14 protein-coding genes and 2 pseudogenes are annotated in these 16,595 nt (G+C 68.8%); 7 read left to right on the forward strand and 9 right to left on the reverse strand.

Annotated elements, in window-relative coordinates; translation table 11 throughout:
• A pseudogene (locus tag HMPREF0591_RS05360) lies at window positions 1-292 on the forward strand (hypothetical protein); the annotation flags it as partial.
• A 148-nt stretch (window positions 293-440) separates the two neighbouring features.
• On the opposite strand, the gene HMPREF0591_RS05365 reads toward HMPREF0591_RS05360, so the two are convergent.
• The 5 genes from HMPREF0591_RS05365 to HMPREF0591_RS05385 all read right to left on the reverse strand — a co-directional run bounded on the left by HMPREF0591_RS05365 (window position 441) and on the right by HMPREF0591_RS05385 (window position 4,961).
• Window positions 441-1,262: a L,D-transpeptidase gene (locus HMPREF0591_RS05365; RefSeq protein WP_040621171.1), complete on the reverse strand. Its 822-nt coding sequence runs from the start codon at window positions 1,260-1,262 to the stop codon at window positions 441-443.
• 249 nt (window positions 1,263-1,511) lie between these two features.
• Window positions 1,512-2,732, reverse strand: coding sequence for a PPE family protein (locus HMPREF0591_RS05370; RefSeq protein ID WP_007167423.1), 1,221 nt, complete (start codon window positions 2,730-2,732; stop codon window positions 1,512-1,514).
• A gap of 10 nt (window positions 2,733-2,742) precedes the next feature.
• Window positions 2,743-2,919 carry a PE domain-containing protein gene (locus tag HMPREF0591_RS32125; protein ID WP_007167424.1) on the reverse strand — a complete coding sequence of 59 codons (177 nt, stop codon included), beginning with the start codon at window positions 2,917-2,919 and terminating at the stop codon, window positions 2,743-2,745.
• A gap of 4 nt (window positions 2,920-2,923) precedes the next feature.
• Entirely contained in the window at window positions 2,924-4,135 is a 1,212-nt protein-coding gene (locus tag HMPREF0591_RS05380; RefSeq protein WP_007167425.1) for a PPE family protein, read from the reverse strand.
• 391 nt (window positions 4,136-4,526) lie between these two features.
• The gene (locus tag HMPREF0591_RS05385) at window positions 4,527-4,961 is read right to left on the reverse strand and encodes a hypothetical protein (RefSeq protein ID WP_007167426.1); all 435 of its coding nucleotides are present in this window, start codon (window positions 4,959-4,961) and stop codon (window positions 4,527-4,529) included.
• A 329-nt stretch (window positions 4,962-5,290) separates the two neighbouring features.
• Here HMPREF0591_RS05385 and HMPREF0591_RS05390 point away from each other — a divergent pair, with 329 nt between their 5' ends.
• The 5 genes from HMPREF0591_RS05390 (at window position 5,291) to HMPREF0591_RS05405 (ending at window position 9,447) form a co-directional block, all read left to right on the forward strand.
• Window positions 5,291-6,202, forward strand: coding sequence for an SAM-dependent methyltransferase (locus HMPREF0591_RS05390; protein WP_050790011.1), 912 nt, complete (start codon window positions 5,291-5,293; stop codon window positions 6,200-6,202).
• Between the two features lie 119 nt (window positions 6,203-6,321).
• Window positions 6,322-7,104, forward strand: coding sequence for a DUF6065 family protein (locus HMPREF0591_RS05395; protein WP_007167428.1), 783 nt, complete (start codon window positions 6,322-6,324; stop codon window positions 7,102-7,104).
• Window positions 7,105-7,318: 214 nt separating this feature from the next.
• Window positions 7,319-7,726, forward strand: a complete 408-nt coding sequence (locus HMPREF0591_RS32130) for a hypothetical protein (RefSeq protein WP_139093654.1) — start codon at window positions 7,319-7,321, stop codon at window positions 7,724-7,726.
• A 197-nt stretch (window positions 7,727-7,923) separates the two neighbouring features.
• Window positions 7,924-8,889 carry a PPE family protein gene (locus tag HMPREF0591_RS05400; protein ID WP_007167430.1) on the forward strand — a complete coding sequence of 322 codons (966 nt, stop codon included), beginning with the start codon at window positions 7,924-7,926 and terminating at the stop codon, window positions 8,887-8,889.
• Window positions 8,890-9,105: 216 nt separating this feature from the next.
• Window positions 9,106-9,447, forward strand: coding sequence for a DUF732 domain-containing protein (locus tag HMPREF0591_RS05405; protein WP_040621175.1), 342 nt, complete (start codon window positions 9,106-9,108; stop codon window positions 9,445-9,447).
• Between the two features lie 214 nt (window positions 9,448-9,661).
• On the opposite strand, the gene HMPREF0591_RS05410 is transcribed toward HMPREF0591_RS05405, so the two are convergent.
• The 4 genes from HMPREF0591_RS05410 to HMPREF0591_RS32945 form a co-directional block, all read right to left on the reverse strand.
• A complete protein-coding gene (locus HMPREF0591_RS05410; RefSeq protein ID WP_007167432.1) occupies window positions 9,662-11,494 on the reverse strand; it encodes an Hsp70 family protein in 1,833 nt (610 codons plus the stop codon).
• Window positions 11,495-11,587: 93 nt separating this feature from the next.
• Window positions 11,588-13,096 (reverse strand): dynamin family protein, encoded by a 1,509-nt coding sequence (locus HMPREF0591_RS05415; protein ID WP_007167433.1) that lies wholly within the window; start codon window positions 13,094-13,096, stop codon window positions 11,588-11,590.
• Window positions 13,093-14,925, reverse strand: coding sequence for a dynamin-like GTPase family protein (locus HMPREF0591_RS05420; protein ID WP_007167434.1), 1,833 nt, complete (start codon window positions 14,923-14,925; stop codon window positions 13,093-13,095). Before HMPREF0591_RS05420 ends, HMPREF0591_RS05415 begins: the two co-directional genes overlap by 4 nt.
• A 100-nt stretch (window positions 14,926-15,025) precedes the next feature.
• The gene (locus HMPREF0591_RS32945) at window positions 15,026-15,964 is read right to left on the reverse strand and encodes a hypothetical protein (protein ID WP_050789977.1); all 939 of its coding nucleotides are present in this window, start codon (window positions 15,962-15,964) and stop codon (window positions 15,026-15,028) included.
• 57 nt (window positions 15,965-16,021) lie between these two features.
• On the opposite strand from HMPREF0591_RS32945, the pseudogene HMPREF0591_RS32950 reads away from it, so the two are divergent.
• Window positions 16,022-16,595: pseudogene (locus HMPREF0591_RS32950) on the forward strand (hypothetical protein); the annotation flags it as partial.

Consider the following 16,595-nt stretch of genomic DNA (forward strand, 5'->3'; position numbering starts at 1 on the left):
GGGTGTCCCGATGGCCGTGCCCGGACCGCTGCCCGTGGGCGCTCCGGTGCCGTTGCCGTTGGGCGCCCCGCTCCCGCTGGGAGCGCCACTGCCGATCGCCCCGGTGGTGCCCGCCGGTGCCCCGCTGGTTGCCCTCGGCGGGCCGCTGGCGGCCGGTGCCCCCCTCGACGCGGCCGCCGGTGCGCCCCTGATCGACATGTCCGGGGTCAAGGATGCGCCGACGGGGCCGGCGCCGACCGGCGGCCCGCAGCCCGGTCAGCCCGTCTCCCCCGGCCCCTCGGGCGCGCACTGACAAGCCCACCCCTGCACCGAACGGACCCGCTGGTTGCGACCAGCGGGTCCATTCGTATGTTGTTGCTGCGCTTGAGTTGACGGGCGCGCTCGGCGACGGGTGTAAGGCTATGCCCGGTAAGGCTACCGGCGGCGAAAGGCGTTCCCGTTCAGGACGGGGGCCGCTCCCAGAGGTCCTGCTTGACGATCACCGGGTCGCCGACATTGACCGTGTTGTAGTACCACTCGGCGTCGTCGGGGCTGAGGCTGATGCAGCCGTGACTGACGTTCTCCAGCCCCAGTGATGGGACGGCCCAGGGGGCCGAGTGCACGAAGAGCCCGCGGTTCGTGATCCGGACGGCGTAGTCGACGTTGAGCAGGTAACCGTTGGGATCGTCGACGGGAATGCCCACGCTGCTCGAATCCATCAGCACCGAGCGCTCTTTGGACAAGACGGTGTAGTTGCCGACCGGGGTGGGGAACTCCGGCCTGCCCATCGACGCGGGCAGCACGCCCTCTTCGCCGAAGTGGGGACGGTGGTGCGGGGTCGGCGGGGGGGCCGCGTCGACTCCGTCGACGGTCACCTTGAACGTGTGGTCGGTGATGTTGGCGACGCCGATGACCTTCGGGCCCGTTTTGAACTCCGTGGAACGGCCGTCGACCGCGAGTGCCACCGTGCTGTGCGCCGGCCAGTAGTGGCTCGGGACCCACTGCACGACATTGTTGTCCAGCCACTCGAACTTTCCGGTCATCGCGGGGGATGACGTGATTCCGATGGTGTGTTCGGCGGCACGGCGATTGGCGACCGGCGCGGTGAACGTCACCACCACCGGGTGCGCCACACCGACCGTCGCGCCCCGCGCCGGCAGCACCGACGCGATGGCGAAGTCATGCGGCCGGTTCGCCGCCGCCATACTGGTGGCGGTAGGCCCCGTAACGACACCCGCAGCGACCCCGACCACCGCAAGAACACCCCGAACGACTGCCCGCATGGCTCCGATTCCTTATAACTGACACAGTTGTAATAGCGATCCTAAAGCCCCGATGACCAGCGGAAGCGCAAGGGCGCGTTAGCTTTTGGTCAAGCCTCGGTCACGGTTCGGCCACGGGCGTTTAGTCCGCCGATGTGGGCCTGGGCTGGGGCTTCGGACCCGGGCCGGCCCGATGGGAGGATGACCTACGAAGTGGAGTTTTCCGACGGCGCCGGCACCACCCAGGCCTTGGTCACCCTCGTCGTGATGTCAGCCGCCGAAGGGTGGTCGGGCCATGACGGTGGGCCGGAACCCGTACTTGGGGCCGACACCGGCATGGCCGCCTGCGCCGGCGCCGGCCAAGGGCATACCCCCGAGAAGGTTTCCGGGTGCAGCGGTGGCGTCGGGGGCGGCGCTGACGGTGCTGACCGGAATGGCTTGCCCAAGCACAGGAGCGGGTGTGCTGGCCGCAGACCAGCTGACCGGCACCGACAACCTGCCACCGACGGAGGCTGCGTTGCCCAATGCCGCGGCCGGGTGCGCAGCGGTCGCGCCACCGCCCAGCAGACCGCCCAGCCCGCCCAGGCCGGGCAGCGCCTTGACCGCCGGCGCCGCGCCGTTGAGGAGGCCCGTCGTCTTGGCAATCTGGACCCCGAAGTTGCCCATACCGACGGAGAAGTACGGCAGACCTTCGGTGTTGTACCACAGCGCCGAAAAGGGGTTGTAGCCGTTGACGAACGATCCGAGGCTGGTGGGCAATGTGGTCTGCCCGGTCAGCAGGTACCAGATCTCGCTGAATGGAGCGCTGGTGGTTGAACTCTGCGTGGCCGCCGGAGCGGCAAGGGCTTGCAGCGTATTGGGTGTGCTCGAAACCGCGTGTGACAAGACGGATTGCGTGCTGCTCGCCGCGCTGTTGCCGGTAGCGTTGGCGACCGCCGTGCCCTGGGTGGCTTGGGCGGACGGGTTGGCGATTTGGGGCGCCGCGGTAAACGGCGCCACCTTGGTCGCCGCCGCGGATTGGCCTGCGTAGCTATACATCGTGCTGGCGTCCTGGGCCCACATTTCGCCGTATTGGGCCTCGAGTTGCGCGATCGCCGGGGTGTTGAGCCCCAGCACATTGGTGGCGAGCAGCTGGGCCGTCTGGGCACGGTTGGCCGCGACCAGTGGCGGCGGCACCGTGGCCGCCAGTGCGGTCTCGTAGGCTGTTGCCGCCGCATGCATCTGGTTGGCCGTCTGCTCGGCCTGCGCAGCGGTGGTACGCATCCAGGCCACATACGGTGCGACCGCTTGTGCCATCGACGCCGAGGCAGGGCCCAGCCATTCCTCCCCGCTGAGCGCGGTGATCACCTTGTCGTACCCCAGGGCAGTCGAATTCAGTTCGGCGGCCAACCCATTCCACGCCGAGGCGGCCGCCGTCAGCGCCTCGGGCCCCGGTCCTGTGTACATCCGCGCGGAGTTGTACTCCGGTGGTGCAGCCCCAAAATCAATCACCTTGACCTCCTTAGCTGTCCGCGGCCGTGGTGGCCGCCTCGATCGCCGGGTAGCACCGTGAGCTCATGCTCGAGGTGTTCAGCAACATTTCGTGGATGGCGGCCGTGTGCACGCTGACGGCCTGGCTTGTTTGGGTATGGGCGGCGAACCATGCCGCCGTGAACGGGTGGAGCGTGGCGTTCGGCATCGCATCAACCTGCCGACGGTGGGCGGGTCAGCACGCTGTGCCGAAACCCGTACTTGTTGAGGGCGTTCGCGGATCCGCGCCGGCCTGCTGACCCGTTGGGGATTCCGCGCAATAGTCCGTTGGTGGCGGCTGGATTGGCAGCCGTGTGGACCGAAGCGGTCTCTGTCGCAGTGACCGCGGGGTGCACCTGCGGGACCGGCGTGGCCCAACTCTGCGGCACCGACAACGTTCCGATCTTGCCGGCCTGGCCCGCGCCAGCGGCGATCCCTTCCTGGCTGACACCGTTGAAGCTGCTCAGACTTCCGATGTTGCCCAAGCCAAGGTGGGCGAATTGCGGTGTCGGATACCAGGCGCCGCTACCGGCGGTTGTCCCGGTGCCGAAGACCAACTGTTGGGCCCATTGGTATGCCTGGTAGCCCGTGCCGTAGGAGTTATATTCCTGCAGCAGGTCGTGGAAGATGATCTTGTAGTCGTTGGGCTGGAACCCCCACCAGTTGTTCGGGCCCGGAATCAGCGAATTCAACGAACTCGAAGACGTGCCGGTGGTGGCCAGCGTCGACGAAGCCTGCGGCACGGAGGTGGCGGTGGCGAACTGCGGCGTCGTCGTCGCTGCCATCTGCGCGGTGTTGCCCGCGGGCGTCTCGGTGGCTTGGGCCACCGCGGCCGCCTGGGCGGTCCGCGCATCCGGGGTGGTGGTGTTCGGCGGTGAGGCGAAGGGAGTCAACTGCCCGGCTATCGCCAACGAGCCCGCATACCCATACATCGCGACGGCGTCTTGGGCCCACATCTGCATGTACTGCGTCTCGGTCGCCGCGATCGCCGGGGTGTTCTGGCCGAAGAAATTCGTCGCGACCAGCGTCATCAACAGCGTTCTGTTCGCCGCGATCTCCGCGGGAGGCACCGTCATCGCGTATGCTGCGTCGAAAGCCGCAGCCGCCACCCGCGCCTGACTTGCCGTCTGCTCTGACAAATAAGCCACGGCAGCAAGCCAATCCACGTACGGGACCACGGCCGATGCCATCGACGCCGACGCCGGCCCCGCCCAGAGCGCGCTGGTCAACTCTGAAAGCACCGAGCTGAAAACGCTTGCTCCCATAGTCAGTTCCGCCGCAAGCTCGTCCCACGCGGCAGCCGCGGCCAGCATCGGCCCCGAGCCTGGACCGGTATACATCCGGCCCGAATTGATTTCCGGCGGCAACGCCCCGAAGTCAAACACCGCGCCCCCTCGCGTTGTCCACGGTCGGCGGCCGACATCTCGACCGCTTCCAGCTCCAGCTCAATAGCAGTGAGTTGAGTGCAAAGATCTTGAACGAAAATGGATAAGTCATTGTGGCAGCGTTCATTTCGATAAGCGCGGCACCGGCCGAGTTGCGCGTGCGGACATGACATTCCTCCAAGGCATTCTGAGATAGAAGCCGATGTCGAAGGTTTCAGGTAGGTAGCCTCGTCGTCGCAAGGCGCGCTCTACCACGGCTGCATGGCATTGGGTCCTGCTCGGGCGGCAACCCCGCAACCGAGCGTGCTAATCGCAGCCGTAGCTCAACGGAATCCGCGCTGCGGTAGGTCTGTAGAGAGACAGATCGGACTCCGCGAGACGTGATGGCGTGTCAGCAGCGGATGATGCAGAGCAGGGTGGAGGTATCTCGGTTGACGGGGCCGGCCGGGAAGCGGGCCGGGGTGGCCCCGCCCGGGCCGGGTGCGACGAACGACGCCGGCAGCGCCAACCGATCCCAATGAGGTGACACCGTGGTCCATTTGGTCGGCACGGCGCGCGGCATCCACATGCTCAAGAACGTCTTGGACTTCGCCGGCGCCGCGCCTGTGGCGAGACCGTGCTCCGGCTCGCTGTGGGATTGGCCGACGGCGGCGTTTTCACGTTGCCCGGGATGGGCTCGCGCATAGTGGATTACGTGGTTCCACCCCGCCGGCTCCGGCAGGTCCGCGGCGGAAAACTGGGGCCGCAAAGACGATCCCGCCACGAGCGCCACAAACGCGCTCAGCGACGCGACAATCGCGATGGCCAACCGCCATCGCCGAGTCATGTCACATTCCCCACGCTCCACAGTGGCCCAAATCTAAGCCACCAGATTTGAACACAGCCCGACAGAAATGTGAACGGAACCCGACGAACGACTGTGAATGCGCAGGTAGTCCGCTGCCAGTTAGGTGCGGCTCCGCAACGGCGTATCGACACGGGTAGACCGTCTCGGGTATGCGGCGGGGTCTTTGGCCGGGCGTTCCGCTGGAACGCCGACCGCCCGTCGTCCGCGCTGTCGTTGACCCGCAACGGTTTCGGCGCAGCGGGGCTCGCGAACGTGGTCGACGTGTACTGTCCGAAACTGGCTTGGCGAGCGGCAGGAAGGTGGCGACCATGCCGCAGATCGACGGTCCTTCCTCGGACCCGGCCGGGCCGGCAGGGGCGACCGCGCTCGGAATTGCTGCGGCACGTGCCGCAGAAACCGCCAGCGACAACCCCCTCATCCAGGACCCGTTCGCGCAGGTATTCGTTGACGCGGCGGGCATCGGAATTTGGAACGTCACAGCCGATCCCAAGCGCTTGGCCGGGCTCACCGCCACAGACCCGGGTGTGCGACCGCTGGTGCGCGCTCTGATCAACTACACGGCGGTGCGGACAGCGTTCCTCGATGAGTTCTTCGTCAAGGCCGCGCGCGAGGGGGTGCGGCAGATAGTCAATCTGGCCGCCGGCTTGGACTCACGCGCGTGGCGGTTGCCGTGGCCCGACGGCACCACCGTTTATGAGCTGGATCAGCCGGCGGTGTTGGACTTCAAATACGCCACGTTGCGGCGCACCGGCGCGGCCCCCACGTCACAGGTGGTGGGCGTCCCGGTGGATCTACGGAATGACTGGCCGACGGCCCTGCAGGAAAACGGCTTCGACGCGGCGCGACCCACCGCCTGGTTGGCCGAGGGGCTGCTTCATTACCTTCCGGCGTGGGCCCATGGCGTGTTGTTCGAGCGGGTGCACGCGCTCAGCCCACCAGCCAGTTGGTTCGCTCTCAACGCCCCGGGTATTGCCGGGAGCGCTCCGGTCTCCGTACCGCCGGGCCTCGGAACGCCGGCCACAACGGGTCAGTGGTGTGCCGCCGACATCATCGGCTGGCTGGACCAAAGAGGCTGGGAGACGGTGGCCCTGAGCCTGGAAACGCTCTTGAATCACTACGGGCGAACGGTTCCCGGCAACCGGGTAATGCCAACCGTTTTCATCACCGCGCGCCTCCCCGCGGCGTCTCCAGCGGATCCGCATTGCGCGGGCGGGGCCTGACATCGGCGTTCGCCGGCTCAATGCCACCGCGGGGTCGGTCAAAACCGTTTGCCCGCTCGCTCGCCGTGGCGTTCAGGTATAACGGACGGCTAACGTTCGGTCGGTGAAGTGAGGATCCGATGAGTCAGAAGTCCAGTGACCAGGCCCGCCCTCTGATCGGGTACATCACCCATGACATCGCGCCGCCGATTACCCCCGCGCCGATCAACCGGACGTGGATGGCGAAGATGCGCCAGGGGCGACCGCACCGGTGTCTGCCGATGTTGATCGCCAATCAAAGCGGCTGGGAAGTGCGTAACCGCAGCGCGTTCACCGCGACGTGGACGGGCGGGGAGGACCGTACCAGCCTGTCGATCGCACCCGACACGCGCCAAAGCGGTCAGTTCCTGCCCTCCAGCCACTTCGGCTACGGCATCTTGACTTGGCATCTGCCGATGCTGTTTCGTACGCCGCCGGGCTACAACCTTTTGGTCCGTGGGCCGGCGAATTATCCGAAAGACGCCATCTGCCCGCTGGAAGGCGTTGTCGAAACCGACTGGTCCTCCTCGAGTTTCAGCATGAATTGGAAATTCACCCGCGAGTTCATGCCGGTGCGTTTCGAGGTCGACGAGCCGATCTGCATGATCGTTCCGCAACGCCGGGCCGAGCTTGAGGAATTCGCCCCCGAACTCAGACCCATCGAGTCCGACGCAGGACTGCACCGCAAGCACGAGATCTTCCTGGGCACACGCGGCGCGCTGGGGCGCGGACCGGAGCCCGCGGACACCGGTGACGAGCGCACGCCGTGGCAAAGCGATTACACGCGAGGAAGGCACAGCGATGGTGAGGCCGGGGCGGACGACCACCAGACGCGCCGCTACCTTCGTCCGTTCGTTCAGCGCAGCCCCGACCACCGTGCTTGAGAGTGCCGCCGCGGCCGTTGCGCGGCTGATCCGGTCCGCCCGGAAGCGGTGTTACTAACGCCGACCTGGCTGTGGGGCCTCGGGCGCGTCCGCCGTTGGCACACACCGGACTCGGACCGATTTCACAGCTAGCTCCGATCGTTCGCCCGGTTGTGGGCGGTACATTCGGAGCACTGTGACAATGCTAGGCGCTGGTATGAGTCGGCGATGGCGGTTGGCCATCGCAGTTCTCGCCGCGCTGAGCGTGTTCGTTGCGCTCGTCGCGGGTTCGTCATTGCGTCCTCAGTTTTCTGCCACCACCCTGCCGGAGCCCGCGGCGTGGGCTCACGTAACACATGATGCGCGAGCACATCTCGGCCAGCGTCAAAACATCGCCGTCGGCCAATCCCACGGCGGACCGGAGCGCGGTCTCGTCTCAGGTGCGGTGCCGACGAATAACAAGACGTTTCTGAGCATGTGGATGCCGCGCGCTATGCCGACCAATTGGACTGCGGTGTCGCCTCATTCGGACTGGTCGCCGCTGCCGGCGTCGTTTGACACGCCGGGCCGCGCCGGGCTCACCATCGCGATTGTCCCGGTCAGCCGAGATACCGCCACCCTGCTCTGCATCATCCGCTGCTGAGAAGCCCGTCGTCTGGACGACGTGCGTGTCGCTGAGCCGGGTGAGGCCGCGCGCGTCGGCCACGCTTCGGACCAGACGTCCGCGCCGATGCATTCCCTGAGCCGCTAATGGCCTGCAATCGTTGTGCTCATCTCTGAAGGAAGTAGTCCCATGTTGTCGAATACGACTCATATCGCTGAACCGAGGCGGCGGTCGTAATGGATTTCACGACGCTACCGCCGGAGGTCAACTCCGGGCTGATGTATTCGGGTCCCGGCGCGGGATCTATGAGGGAGGCGGCCACGGCCTGGGGGCAGTTGGCCGCACGGTTAGGTGCGGCCGCCGCCGATTACCGCGAGGTGCTGGAGGCGATGGTGACAGAACACGGAGGGCCGACGGCGATCATCGAAGCCGCGGCACCGTACCTTGACTGGATCGACGGGGTCGCCGCGCGCAGTGAGCTCGCGGGCATCCAGCTCGCGGCGGCGGTCAATGCCCACCAGGAGGTTTTGACGGCGATGGTGCCCCGGCCGCTGATCGTCGCCAACCGCTCCCGTCGCCAGTCACTGGCCGCGGGAAACCCTCTGGCGCAGGCCAGCCCGGTGATCGCAGACCTCGACGCCGAGTACGAACAGATGTGGCTCCGTGACGCCGACGCGATGTGCGCCTACGCCGACGCCTCGACCGACGCGGCGGCGCTGACACCCTTCGCCTCGCCGCCGGGTAACCCGGGCACGGCGGCAGCCGGCTGGACGCTCGAGTCCGCGCCGGATGTCATATCGACCGGCCATCAACTGATGTCGGCCATTCCCGACGCGCTGCTGGTGTTGTCGTCGTCGCCGCGGGCCAGGTTGGAAGCATGCCTCGCGCCGGTGACGTCGTCGCTGTCCAGGCTGGGGTCACTCACTGCGCCATCGGATTTCGCGATCAACCACCTGAGCACCATGAACAAAGCGGCCGCGCTGCGGGCACTTGTGCCCGATTCGGCTGACGCCAACGGTGACCGAGTGATCGCGGGCCTGGGGCACGGGTTCGCGGTGGGCTTGTTGTCGGTACCGCATGCGTGGATAGCCGCACTGCCCGACGCCGCGGCCGTGGACATAGGCTGGATCGGTGCGCCCATCCGGTTGGTTACCGCCTGTGCGTTGCCTGGCTCCCACGCGGCCAGCCAGTACGACGGTTGAGGGCCCCGAGCCGCCCCAAGCGCCGCTAACGGGTTGATACCACCGCTGTTTCGAGAGGCGCGAGGCCCGCATCGATGGGGCGCATCGCGAATTGAATTGTACTGCTAGTACTTTCGCAGACCCACCCGCAGACAATGTTCGGCTAACAGTAGACCCTCAAGGGTCAAAAGATACTCACCATGAGCTGAACGGTTGACGGACAGAGGAGAAGATATCGTGCGGGCACCGAGTCGCTATGGGCATACCCTCGGCCTAGCGCTAGTAGGCGGCCCCCTCGTGGCCGGAGTAGTCTGGGCCAGCCCGGCGGCGGCGGACGCAGCCAGCTTCGTCAGCGACATGCACAAGGACGGGATCCACGCCGTATCGGGTGGTGATGCGGCGCTGTTGCAGGCGGGCCTGGACCTTTGTCAGCAGCTCTCGTGGGGGGCTCCGCCCTCCCAGCTGGAGGGACTGGCGCTGCAACGCTCCGACGGCAGGCAGGGAGGGAGTGGGCTCACGGCGCAGCAGGCAGACGACGTCGTCCAGGCCGCCGTGCGTGATCTGTGCCCTCCGACATAGATCGCCGCCGGACGCACCGTCGGTTCGACACCCGGCTCCGCGCTGACGAACTCGAAGCCGCCGTTCGGCGCTGCGTCCATGGCAGCGTTCATCAGGGGCAACCGTAACAACGGGCACGGCGCGTGCGGCTCGCCACCGCATCGCACAGACGTGTTGTCGCCCGACGCTTTTCGCCGGAGCGGCGGTCTGACTCTCGCCGAGGGTGGGACCGGAGCTACGGGATGGGCGGGATGGTCGGGATCACCGGGATGCGGGGTATCCGCGGAATCTGGGGTACCTGAACCGATGTCGGCGGATTGTCCGTTGACGACGGTGGGGGCGGTGCCGGCGGCGACGTCGCCGTGGCCGTTGGCGGGGTAGTCGTCGGCGGCGGTTCCGTGGTCGTTGCCGGGGGTTCGCTGGTGGTCGGTGGCGGTTCGGTGGTGGTGGGCGCCGGTTGAGTGCTCGTCGGCGGCGGGGCAGCCGGTGCGGCCGTGCTCGTCTGCACGGGGGCCTGCTGCGCCGGGGCCGGGGTCGTCTGCGCCGGGGAGGGCGGTGGTGACGGCTGCGGCGTGGTGGTGGCGCCGGGTTTCGGCGTGACCGGTGTGCCGGTCGAACCGTGGCTCAAGGCCAGCATGATGATTGCGCTGAGGGCCAGCACCGCCGCGGCCGCACCGAGGATCATCACCAATGGCCGCCGATACCAGGCGACCTCGGCGGGTCGGTCCTCGTCGGTATCGGGTTGTTGCTCGAACCTCAAATCGGGCCGGGCGTAACCGGTCTCGTCACCGAACTGAAACGGCGGCGGGGCGGGCGGGTCCGGGGCATCGTCGTCGGCCCAGCCCCGAGGCCCGTCGGTGGCCAGGGGCATCATCCCCGACTCGTCGCCGGCCTCAGACCACGCGAGGGCCGGCATGGCCGCTGACACCGGCGCCACGTCGGCCAGCGTTGGTTCCGCGAGCGGCGGCGGGGCGGCCACGGATGCGGCGACGGCCATTTTCGTTGCGCTGTCATCGGCCGGCCCGCGCGCGGCCCGCAGCGCCGCGCCGGTGGCGGCCGCCAGCTGCGGCCGCGGTGACGTGACGACCGGCGCGCGAAAGTGTTCGGACAGCCTGGTGGTGATTTCCGGGATCGCCGCTCCACCGCCCACCGAGGCGATGGCAACCAGATCGGTCGCGCGGATTCCGTTGCGCGCCAAGGTGTCTTGTAGGACATGGACGAACTGGTCCAGTGGCTGATTGATGGCTTCGTTGAGTTCGGTCCTGGTGAGCCGGATATCCCCGCGGAAGCCCGGCAGCTCGGCGGGCAGCGTGGTCGCGGTACTGGCCGACAGGCGCTGCTTGGCCGCCCGGCATTCGGCCCGCAGTCGGGTCAGCGATCCGATCGCCGACGTGGCCGACACATCGATGGAGCCCGCCGAGGACAGGTCGGCCACGATGTGGGCCAGCAGGGCCTGGTCGATCAGTTCGCCGGAAAAATCCGTGTGGCGCACCGTCGCGCCGATGGGCTGGTAGCCGTTGGTGGCATCGGCAAGGGTGATGCTGGTGCCACCGGCGCCGAAGTCGCACACCGCGACGACCCCGCGGATGGGCAGACCCGGGTTGGTCTGCAGGGCGGTCAGCGCACCCGCGGCATCTGAAACCAGCGACAGGCATTCCGAACCGCCCGACCACTCGGGCACCCGGCTCAGCGCCGCGCGCAACGCGTCCACCGCGGTGGGCCGCCAGTGCGCGGGGTAGGCCACCGCCGTCACCTCCGGCAGCGGACGCCCGCCGGTCGCGGCGTAGCCGAGGGCGCGCAACGCGTCCGCCAGCAGCGCCTCGCCGCGATGCGTCGAACCGTCGGCGGCCACGATCCCGACCGCGTCTCCCACCCGGTCGACGAAGTCGGTGACCACCAAACCGGGCTCGTCCAGGTTGGGATTCTCCGCGGGCACGCCCACTTCCGCCGGGCGATGCTGGTACAGCGTCAGCACCGACGTCCGGGTCACCGCCCGATCGGCCGTTATGGCTACCAGGTTGGCGGTGCCCGCCGACAGCCCCAGCGCCCGTCTTGCTTCCGTCGACATATCGTCCAATTCAGGTGTCCGCCGGCGTCCGTATGCGCGGCCACGACAATCTATCGGCAGCCAACCTATAGCAGGCCAGCGCTGTCCTCCGACTCACCTGCGTGAAGGCGGCCACGCCCCGCCGCTGGGCGCGGCGAACGCCGCCACCATGGCTTCGGCGCTGCGCACCGCCGCACGGCACGCCCTGGTGGTGAACGGATCGTTGAGTGGGTGCTCGGCGCGGCGGCGCCAGCGTTGGGCCGCGGCGAAGGCGGCGCGCGGCGCGTCATGGTGCGCCTCGGGGGCCAGCCCCAACCGGCTGGCCGCGTCGGTGCCCGAACCGCCGATGAGGCGCCGCAGCGACGCGAGCTCTTCGTCGTGCAACGCCGTTGCGCGCGAATGCAGTTGGCTCAGCAGGCGCAACTCCTCGAAGGCGTGGGTGTCGGCCAGCAACGGATCGATGTCGGCGAGGATGCGGGGCGTGCCCGCGATCGGGTACGCCTCCACGAACCGGCGCAACGACACCAGCGCGGTGTGCGCCTTGAGCATGTCGGAGCGCTGCGCGAACTGCTGATCGACGACGTTGCGCAACGCGACCAGCCCGCTGCGTTCGAGCAACTCGTCGGCCAGCCCCGCCGCGTCGGTGACGCCGGCCTTGAGCACGGCGATCGAGATCCGGATGCCGAACATGCCGAACCGGTCGAGCAACCGGGCCCGCGTCGCGGCGTCCACCGGCAACGGGCTGTCGGGACGGACGAAGCGGTCCGCGCTGAGCATGGCCTTAAGCAGCTCGGCGGCGTCGACGCCGGCGAGCTTTTGCAGCGCGCCGAACTCCGACTGGCGCAGCGTGCGGGCGGTCAGCGCCAGCAGCCCCGAGACCGGCACCACCGCCTGGCAGACGCCCGTCTGGCTCAGCTCACGGGTGAACCTCTTGGCCACGTCTTCGGCCGAGAGCATGGCGTCGAGCCGCCCGGCGCCGATCTCGTCGGCCCGCGACGCCACGCCGATGATGCCCAGCGCCCCGGCCGCCCCGCCGACGAGGTCACCGATCTGTTTGAGCAGCGCGACGTCGGCGGCGTTGAGGGTGCGCAGCAAGAACACCACCGCGTCCACCCGCGGCATCCCGTCCTCGGGCACCAGCAGCCGGTGCGTGCGCGCGGAGACGTCACGTGCCAGCGACGAGGTCCCCGGCGTGTCGATGATCGTGGTGGCGATCAGCTCGTCGGCGGGCCATTGCACGTCGAGGTCAACCACGTCGTTCGGGTTCAGCCCGCTCAGGTCGAAGCCGAGTCCGCCGTCGCGCATGATCGGCACATGAGAACGACGACCCCCACGATGGTTGGCGATGACCTTCGGTGTCGGCCCGTGCCGAAACCAGGTGACGATGCGGGTCGCCTCGGTGGCGTCGGTGGGCGCGACGGTTTCCCCGACCAGCGCGTTGACCAGGGTGGATTTGCCGGCCTTCAGGGTGCCGGCCAGCGCGATGCGCATCGGTTCGTTGAGCCGGGCGGCGATGCGCTGCAATTCGTGGAAGACGTCGGGTCGCTGGCGGTAGGCCGGCTCCGCCTGGTAGGCGCGAAGGGTTCCGCCCAGGATGGCGCGGACCTGCTCGCTGGTGCTCACACCCGTGTCACCGCGGGCGCGAGCTTGTCGATGTTGTCGGTGACCTGGGTCAGGATGTTCAACTGCCGCTCCAGCTCCCGGGTCCGGTTGTCACGCTCGGTTTCCTCCAACCGCGCGGCGGCGATGGTCGCCTGCAACGACTCGTTGAGCGAGCGGGTGGCCTGGTTGGCGATGCCGCGGTAATGGTCCCGCAGCTGACGTTGGATCGTCTTGAGCCGGTCGCGCGACTCCTTGCCAACCACGAAGGAGACATCGTCGACGAACCGCCGCAGGTTGGTCTTGGCCTCGTTGCGGGCCCGCAGCAGCCGGTTCTCCTTGTCCTCCTTAAAGGCCATGCGGCCCATCACCAGCCCGGCCCCCACCGACAGCGGGTTGAACAGACCCAGCCCGGCGACCGAGGACAGCATGCCGACCATCACCATGCCGCCGTAGGAGCCGCGCATGCCCGTCACCACCTTGTGGCCTTTGCCCATGGGCTTGGACTCCAGCCGGGCCAGCGACTTGAGCTGCCCGAACTCCGCGCCCATGGCGTGCGCGCTGAGCTCGGGCATGGCCACCGCACCCAGCCCCGCCTCGACGAACACGCGGGCCACTTCCTGGGCGAGGGCTTTGGCGCGCTGGTAGGCCCAGACGAAATTGTCGCCGACGGCGGTGGCGACGGCGTTCTCCACGTCCACGCCGATCTCGGCCCAGTGCCGGGTCGGGTCGCACGAGTCGATCACCCGTTCGGCGTGCTCGGTGATGGCCCGGAAGCGTGCCCGCAGATCGTGGTCCACGTCGCCGGTCAGGTCGGCGATCCCGTCGTTGAGCAACTGCTGCCACAACGCCGTCTGCTGCAGCGCGTCCTCGGCCTCCCGTTTGCGTTGCTCCAGGTCCTCGGTGAGCCGCCCTCCGACGTCGGCGTCGCCGAGCGCGGCCAGCTCGGAGCGCACCGCGAGCGTCAAATGCTCTGCCGCCGAGCGGATTTCATCCAGCACCTGGTCTCGGAGCTGGTCGTTGCGGCGGCCCAGCACGTCCTCGCTGAGGAACTTGACGATCGCCGGGAAGTTGGACTCGTCGTTGAGTTCCTTGTCGTTGAGCGTGATGGCGTGGCTGCGCAACAGCGACGACACCGGAAGCACCGGCATCGGTACCCGGGCGCGCTGCAGGTGTCCGATGTTGGCGTTGACGATCTCGCGCCAATGCGGATACAGATCGGTCTTGGTGGCCAGCAACACCCCGACCGGACAGATTTGATGGGCCTGCTGCACGAACCGCATTTCCGGCTCGGTCAATTCCTGACTGGTGTCGCTGACCATCAGGATCGCGTCGGCGTCGGGCAACAAGCCCAGCGTCGCCGACAGGTGCGGCTGACCGTGACCACCCACGCCGGGTGTGTCGATGAAGGTGAGCCCTCCCTGCAGCATCGGGCTGGGCGCGCCGACCTCCACCCGGAGCACGTCGCGGCCGGCGGCCTGCGGAGCCTGACGCAGGTCCGTCTGCAGCTCGGCGACCGGGACGTCAGCGGTTTCCGGTTCGCCGTTGGGGCCCGCCAGGACGATCCGCGCCGACGGCGGGTCGCCGTGGGAGACGACGGTGATCAGCACCGTGGCCTCGTCGTCACCGACGCGCGCGACGGGCATATTGAGCAGCGAGTTGAGCAACTGGCTTTTGCCCTGCTTGAGCTGGCCGGCGATCACCACTCGGGTGTGCGGGTCGGTGATGCGCTCGCGGGCCCACGCGAGCCGCTGGCTCAGGTCGCCGCGGCCGTTGAGGTCGGCGATCGTGCTGGTGTGATCGATCAGTTCGACGATCACGTTGACCCGGCGCGGGTCATCGGGCTGGGTCACCGGGTCGCCCTACTTTCTGCGTTGGACTCCGAAACACCGTATGCCCACCAACCGGCGGGAACCCCGTAAGGTCCCCGCCGGTTCGCGGCAGTGCGTCCGATCAGAACCCGGTGTGCGGGTCCATCGGGTGGTGCGTCATCGGGTCGCTTTGGACCGGCGTGTGCGACGCCGCCGGGTCGTAGCTGTTGTGGTCGAACACCGAGTGACTCGAGGCGTCGGCGGCCGACTGGCCCGACGCGTCGAACGCCGTGTGGCCGGACGGGTCGGCGACCGCCGACGTGCCCTGCAGGGCCGAGTGTGCGTCCACCGAGCCCGCGCTTTGGCCGGCGGCCGCCGCGCTCGGATCGGCGTGCGCGCTGGGGCTCTGGATGACAGAGGAGCCGCCTGCGTGGCCGTCGGCCGTGGCGGCCGGGCTGCTGTCGTGGATGACGCCGCTTCCGCCCGCGGAGACGTGGCTGGTGCCCGCGCCGCCGGCGGTGGTACTGCCGCCGAGCGCAGCGCCCTCGTGGCTGAGGATGTTGCCCTGGGCGTTGCCGCCGGCGTCGACCGCCGCGCCACCGCCGGCTGCAACGTGACCTGCCATGCCGGTTTCGGCGGACGGAGCCGTCGGCTGAGCGCTGGTGTGGCCACCCAGCGTGGCGCCTTCGCTGGTGAGGATGGTGCCGTGTGCGCCGCCTTGGCCGCCCGCGGCGATTCCGCCTTGGCCGCCGGCGGCGATTCCGCCTTGTGCGCCGGCGCCGACACCGCCTTGTGCACCGGTCGGCTGCGCGCCACCGCCCAGCGCTGCGCTTTCGCTGCCCAGGAAACTGGCGTGACCGCCGGCGTTGGCTGCGAGTGCCGCGTTTCCGGCAGCGCTGGCTTGGGCACCCAGGCCGGCATTGCCTAACGAGCTGGCTGCCGCCTGAGCTCCGGCGGCACCGCCGAGGGCAGTAGCCCCGCCGGCACCGCCAGCCGCCGAGCCGCCAGCCGACCCGAACGCGCCACCGCTGGTGCCGAGCGTCGCGCCTCCGGCTGCGCCTGCGCCGACCTGGCCGCCCACACCGATGCCGCCTGACGAGGTGCCGAGTTGAGCTCCGCCAGACCCCAGGCCGCTGGCTTGTCCGCCGATGCCGCCGCCGGCTTGTCCGCCGATGCCGCCGCCGGCTTGTCCGCCGATGCCGCCGCCGGCTTGACCGCCGATGCCGCCTCCGGCCTGACCGCCGTAGCCGCCTCCGACGCGGCCGCCGAAGCCACCGCCAGCCTCACCTTCCGCGCTCGCCTGACCACCAGCTCCGACCTGGCCGCGTCCTCCACCCTGGCCGACAGCTCCACCCTGGCCGCCAAAACCGCCGCCGGCACGACCATCTGCTTCGCCGCGACTACCGCCAGCGATTTGGCCACTGCCGCTGGCCTGGCCGCCGAAGCCGCCGCCGATGCCCGCGCCGGCTTGTCCGCCGATGCCGGCGCCGGCTTGGCCGCCGATGCCGCCTTGCCATCCGGCGTCGCCACCGATACCGAAGTCACCGCCAGCGTGGCCGCCGAAGCCGCCGTCGATGCCCGCGCCGGCTTCGCCGCCGGCCTGGCCGCCGATGCCGCCTTGCCATCCGGCGTCACCACCGATACCGAAGCCGCCGCCGGCTTGTCCGCCGGCTTGTCCGCCGATGCCGCCGCCGATGCCGGCACCGGCTTGT

It is taken from the genome of Mycobacterium parascrofulaceum ATCC BAA-614, assembly GCF_000164135.1.
Classification (GTDB): Bacteria; Actinomycetota; Actinomycetes; order Mycobacteriales; family Mycobacteriaceae; genus Mycobacterium; species Mycobacterium parascrofulaceum.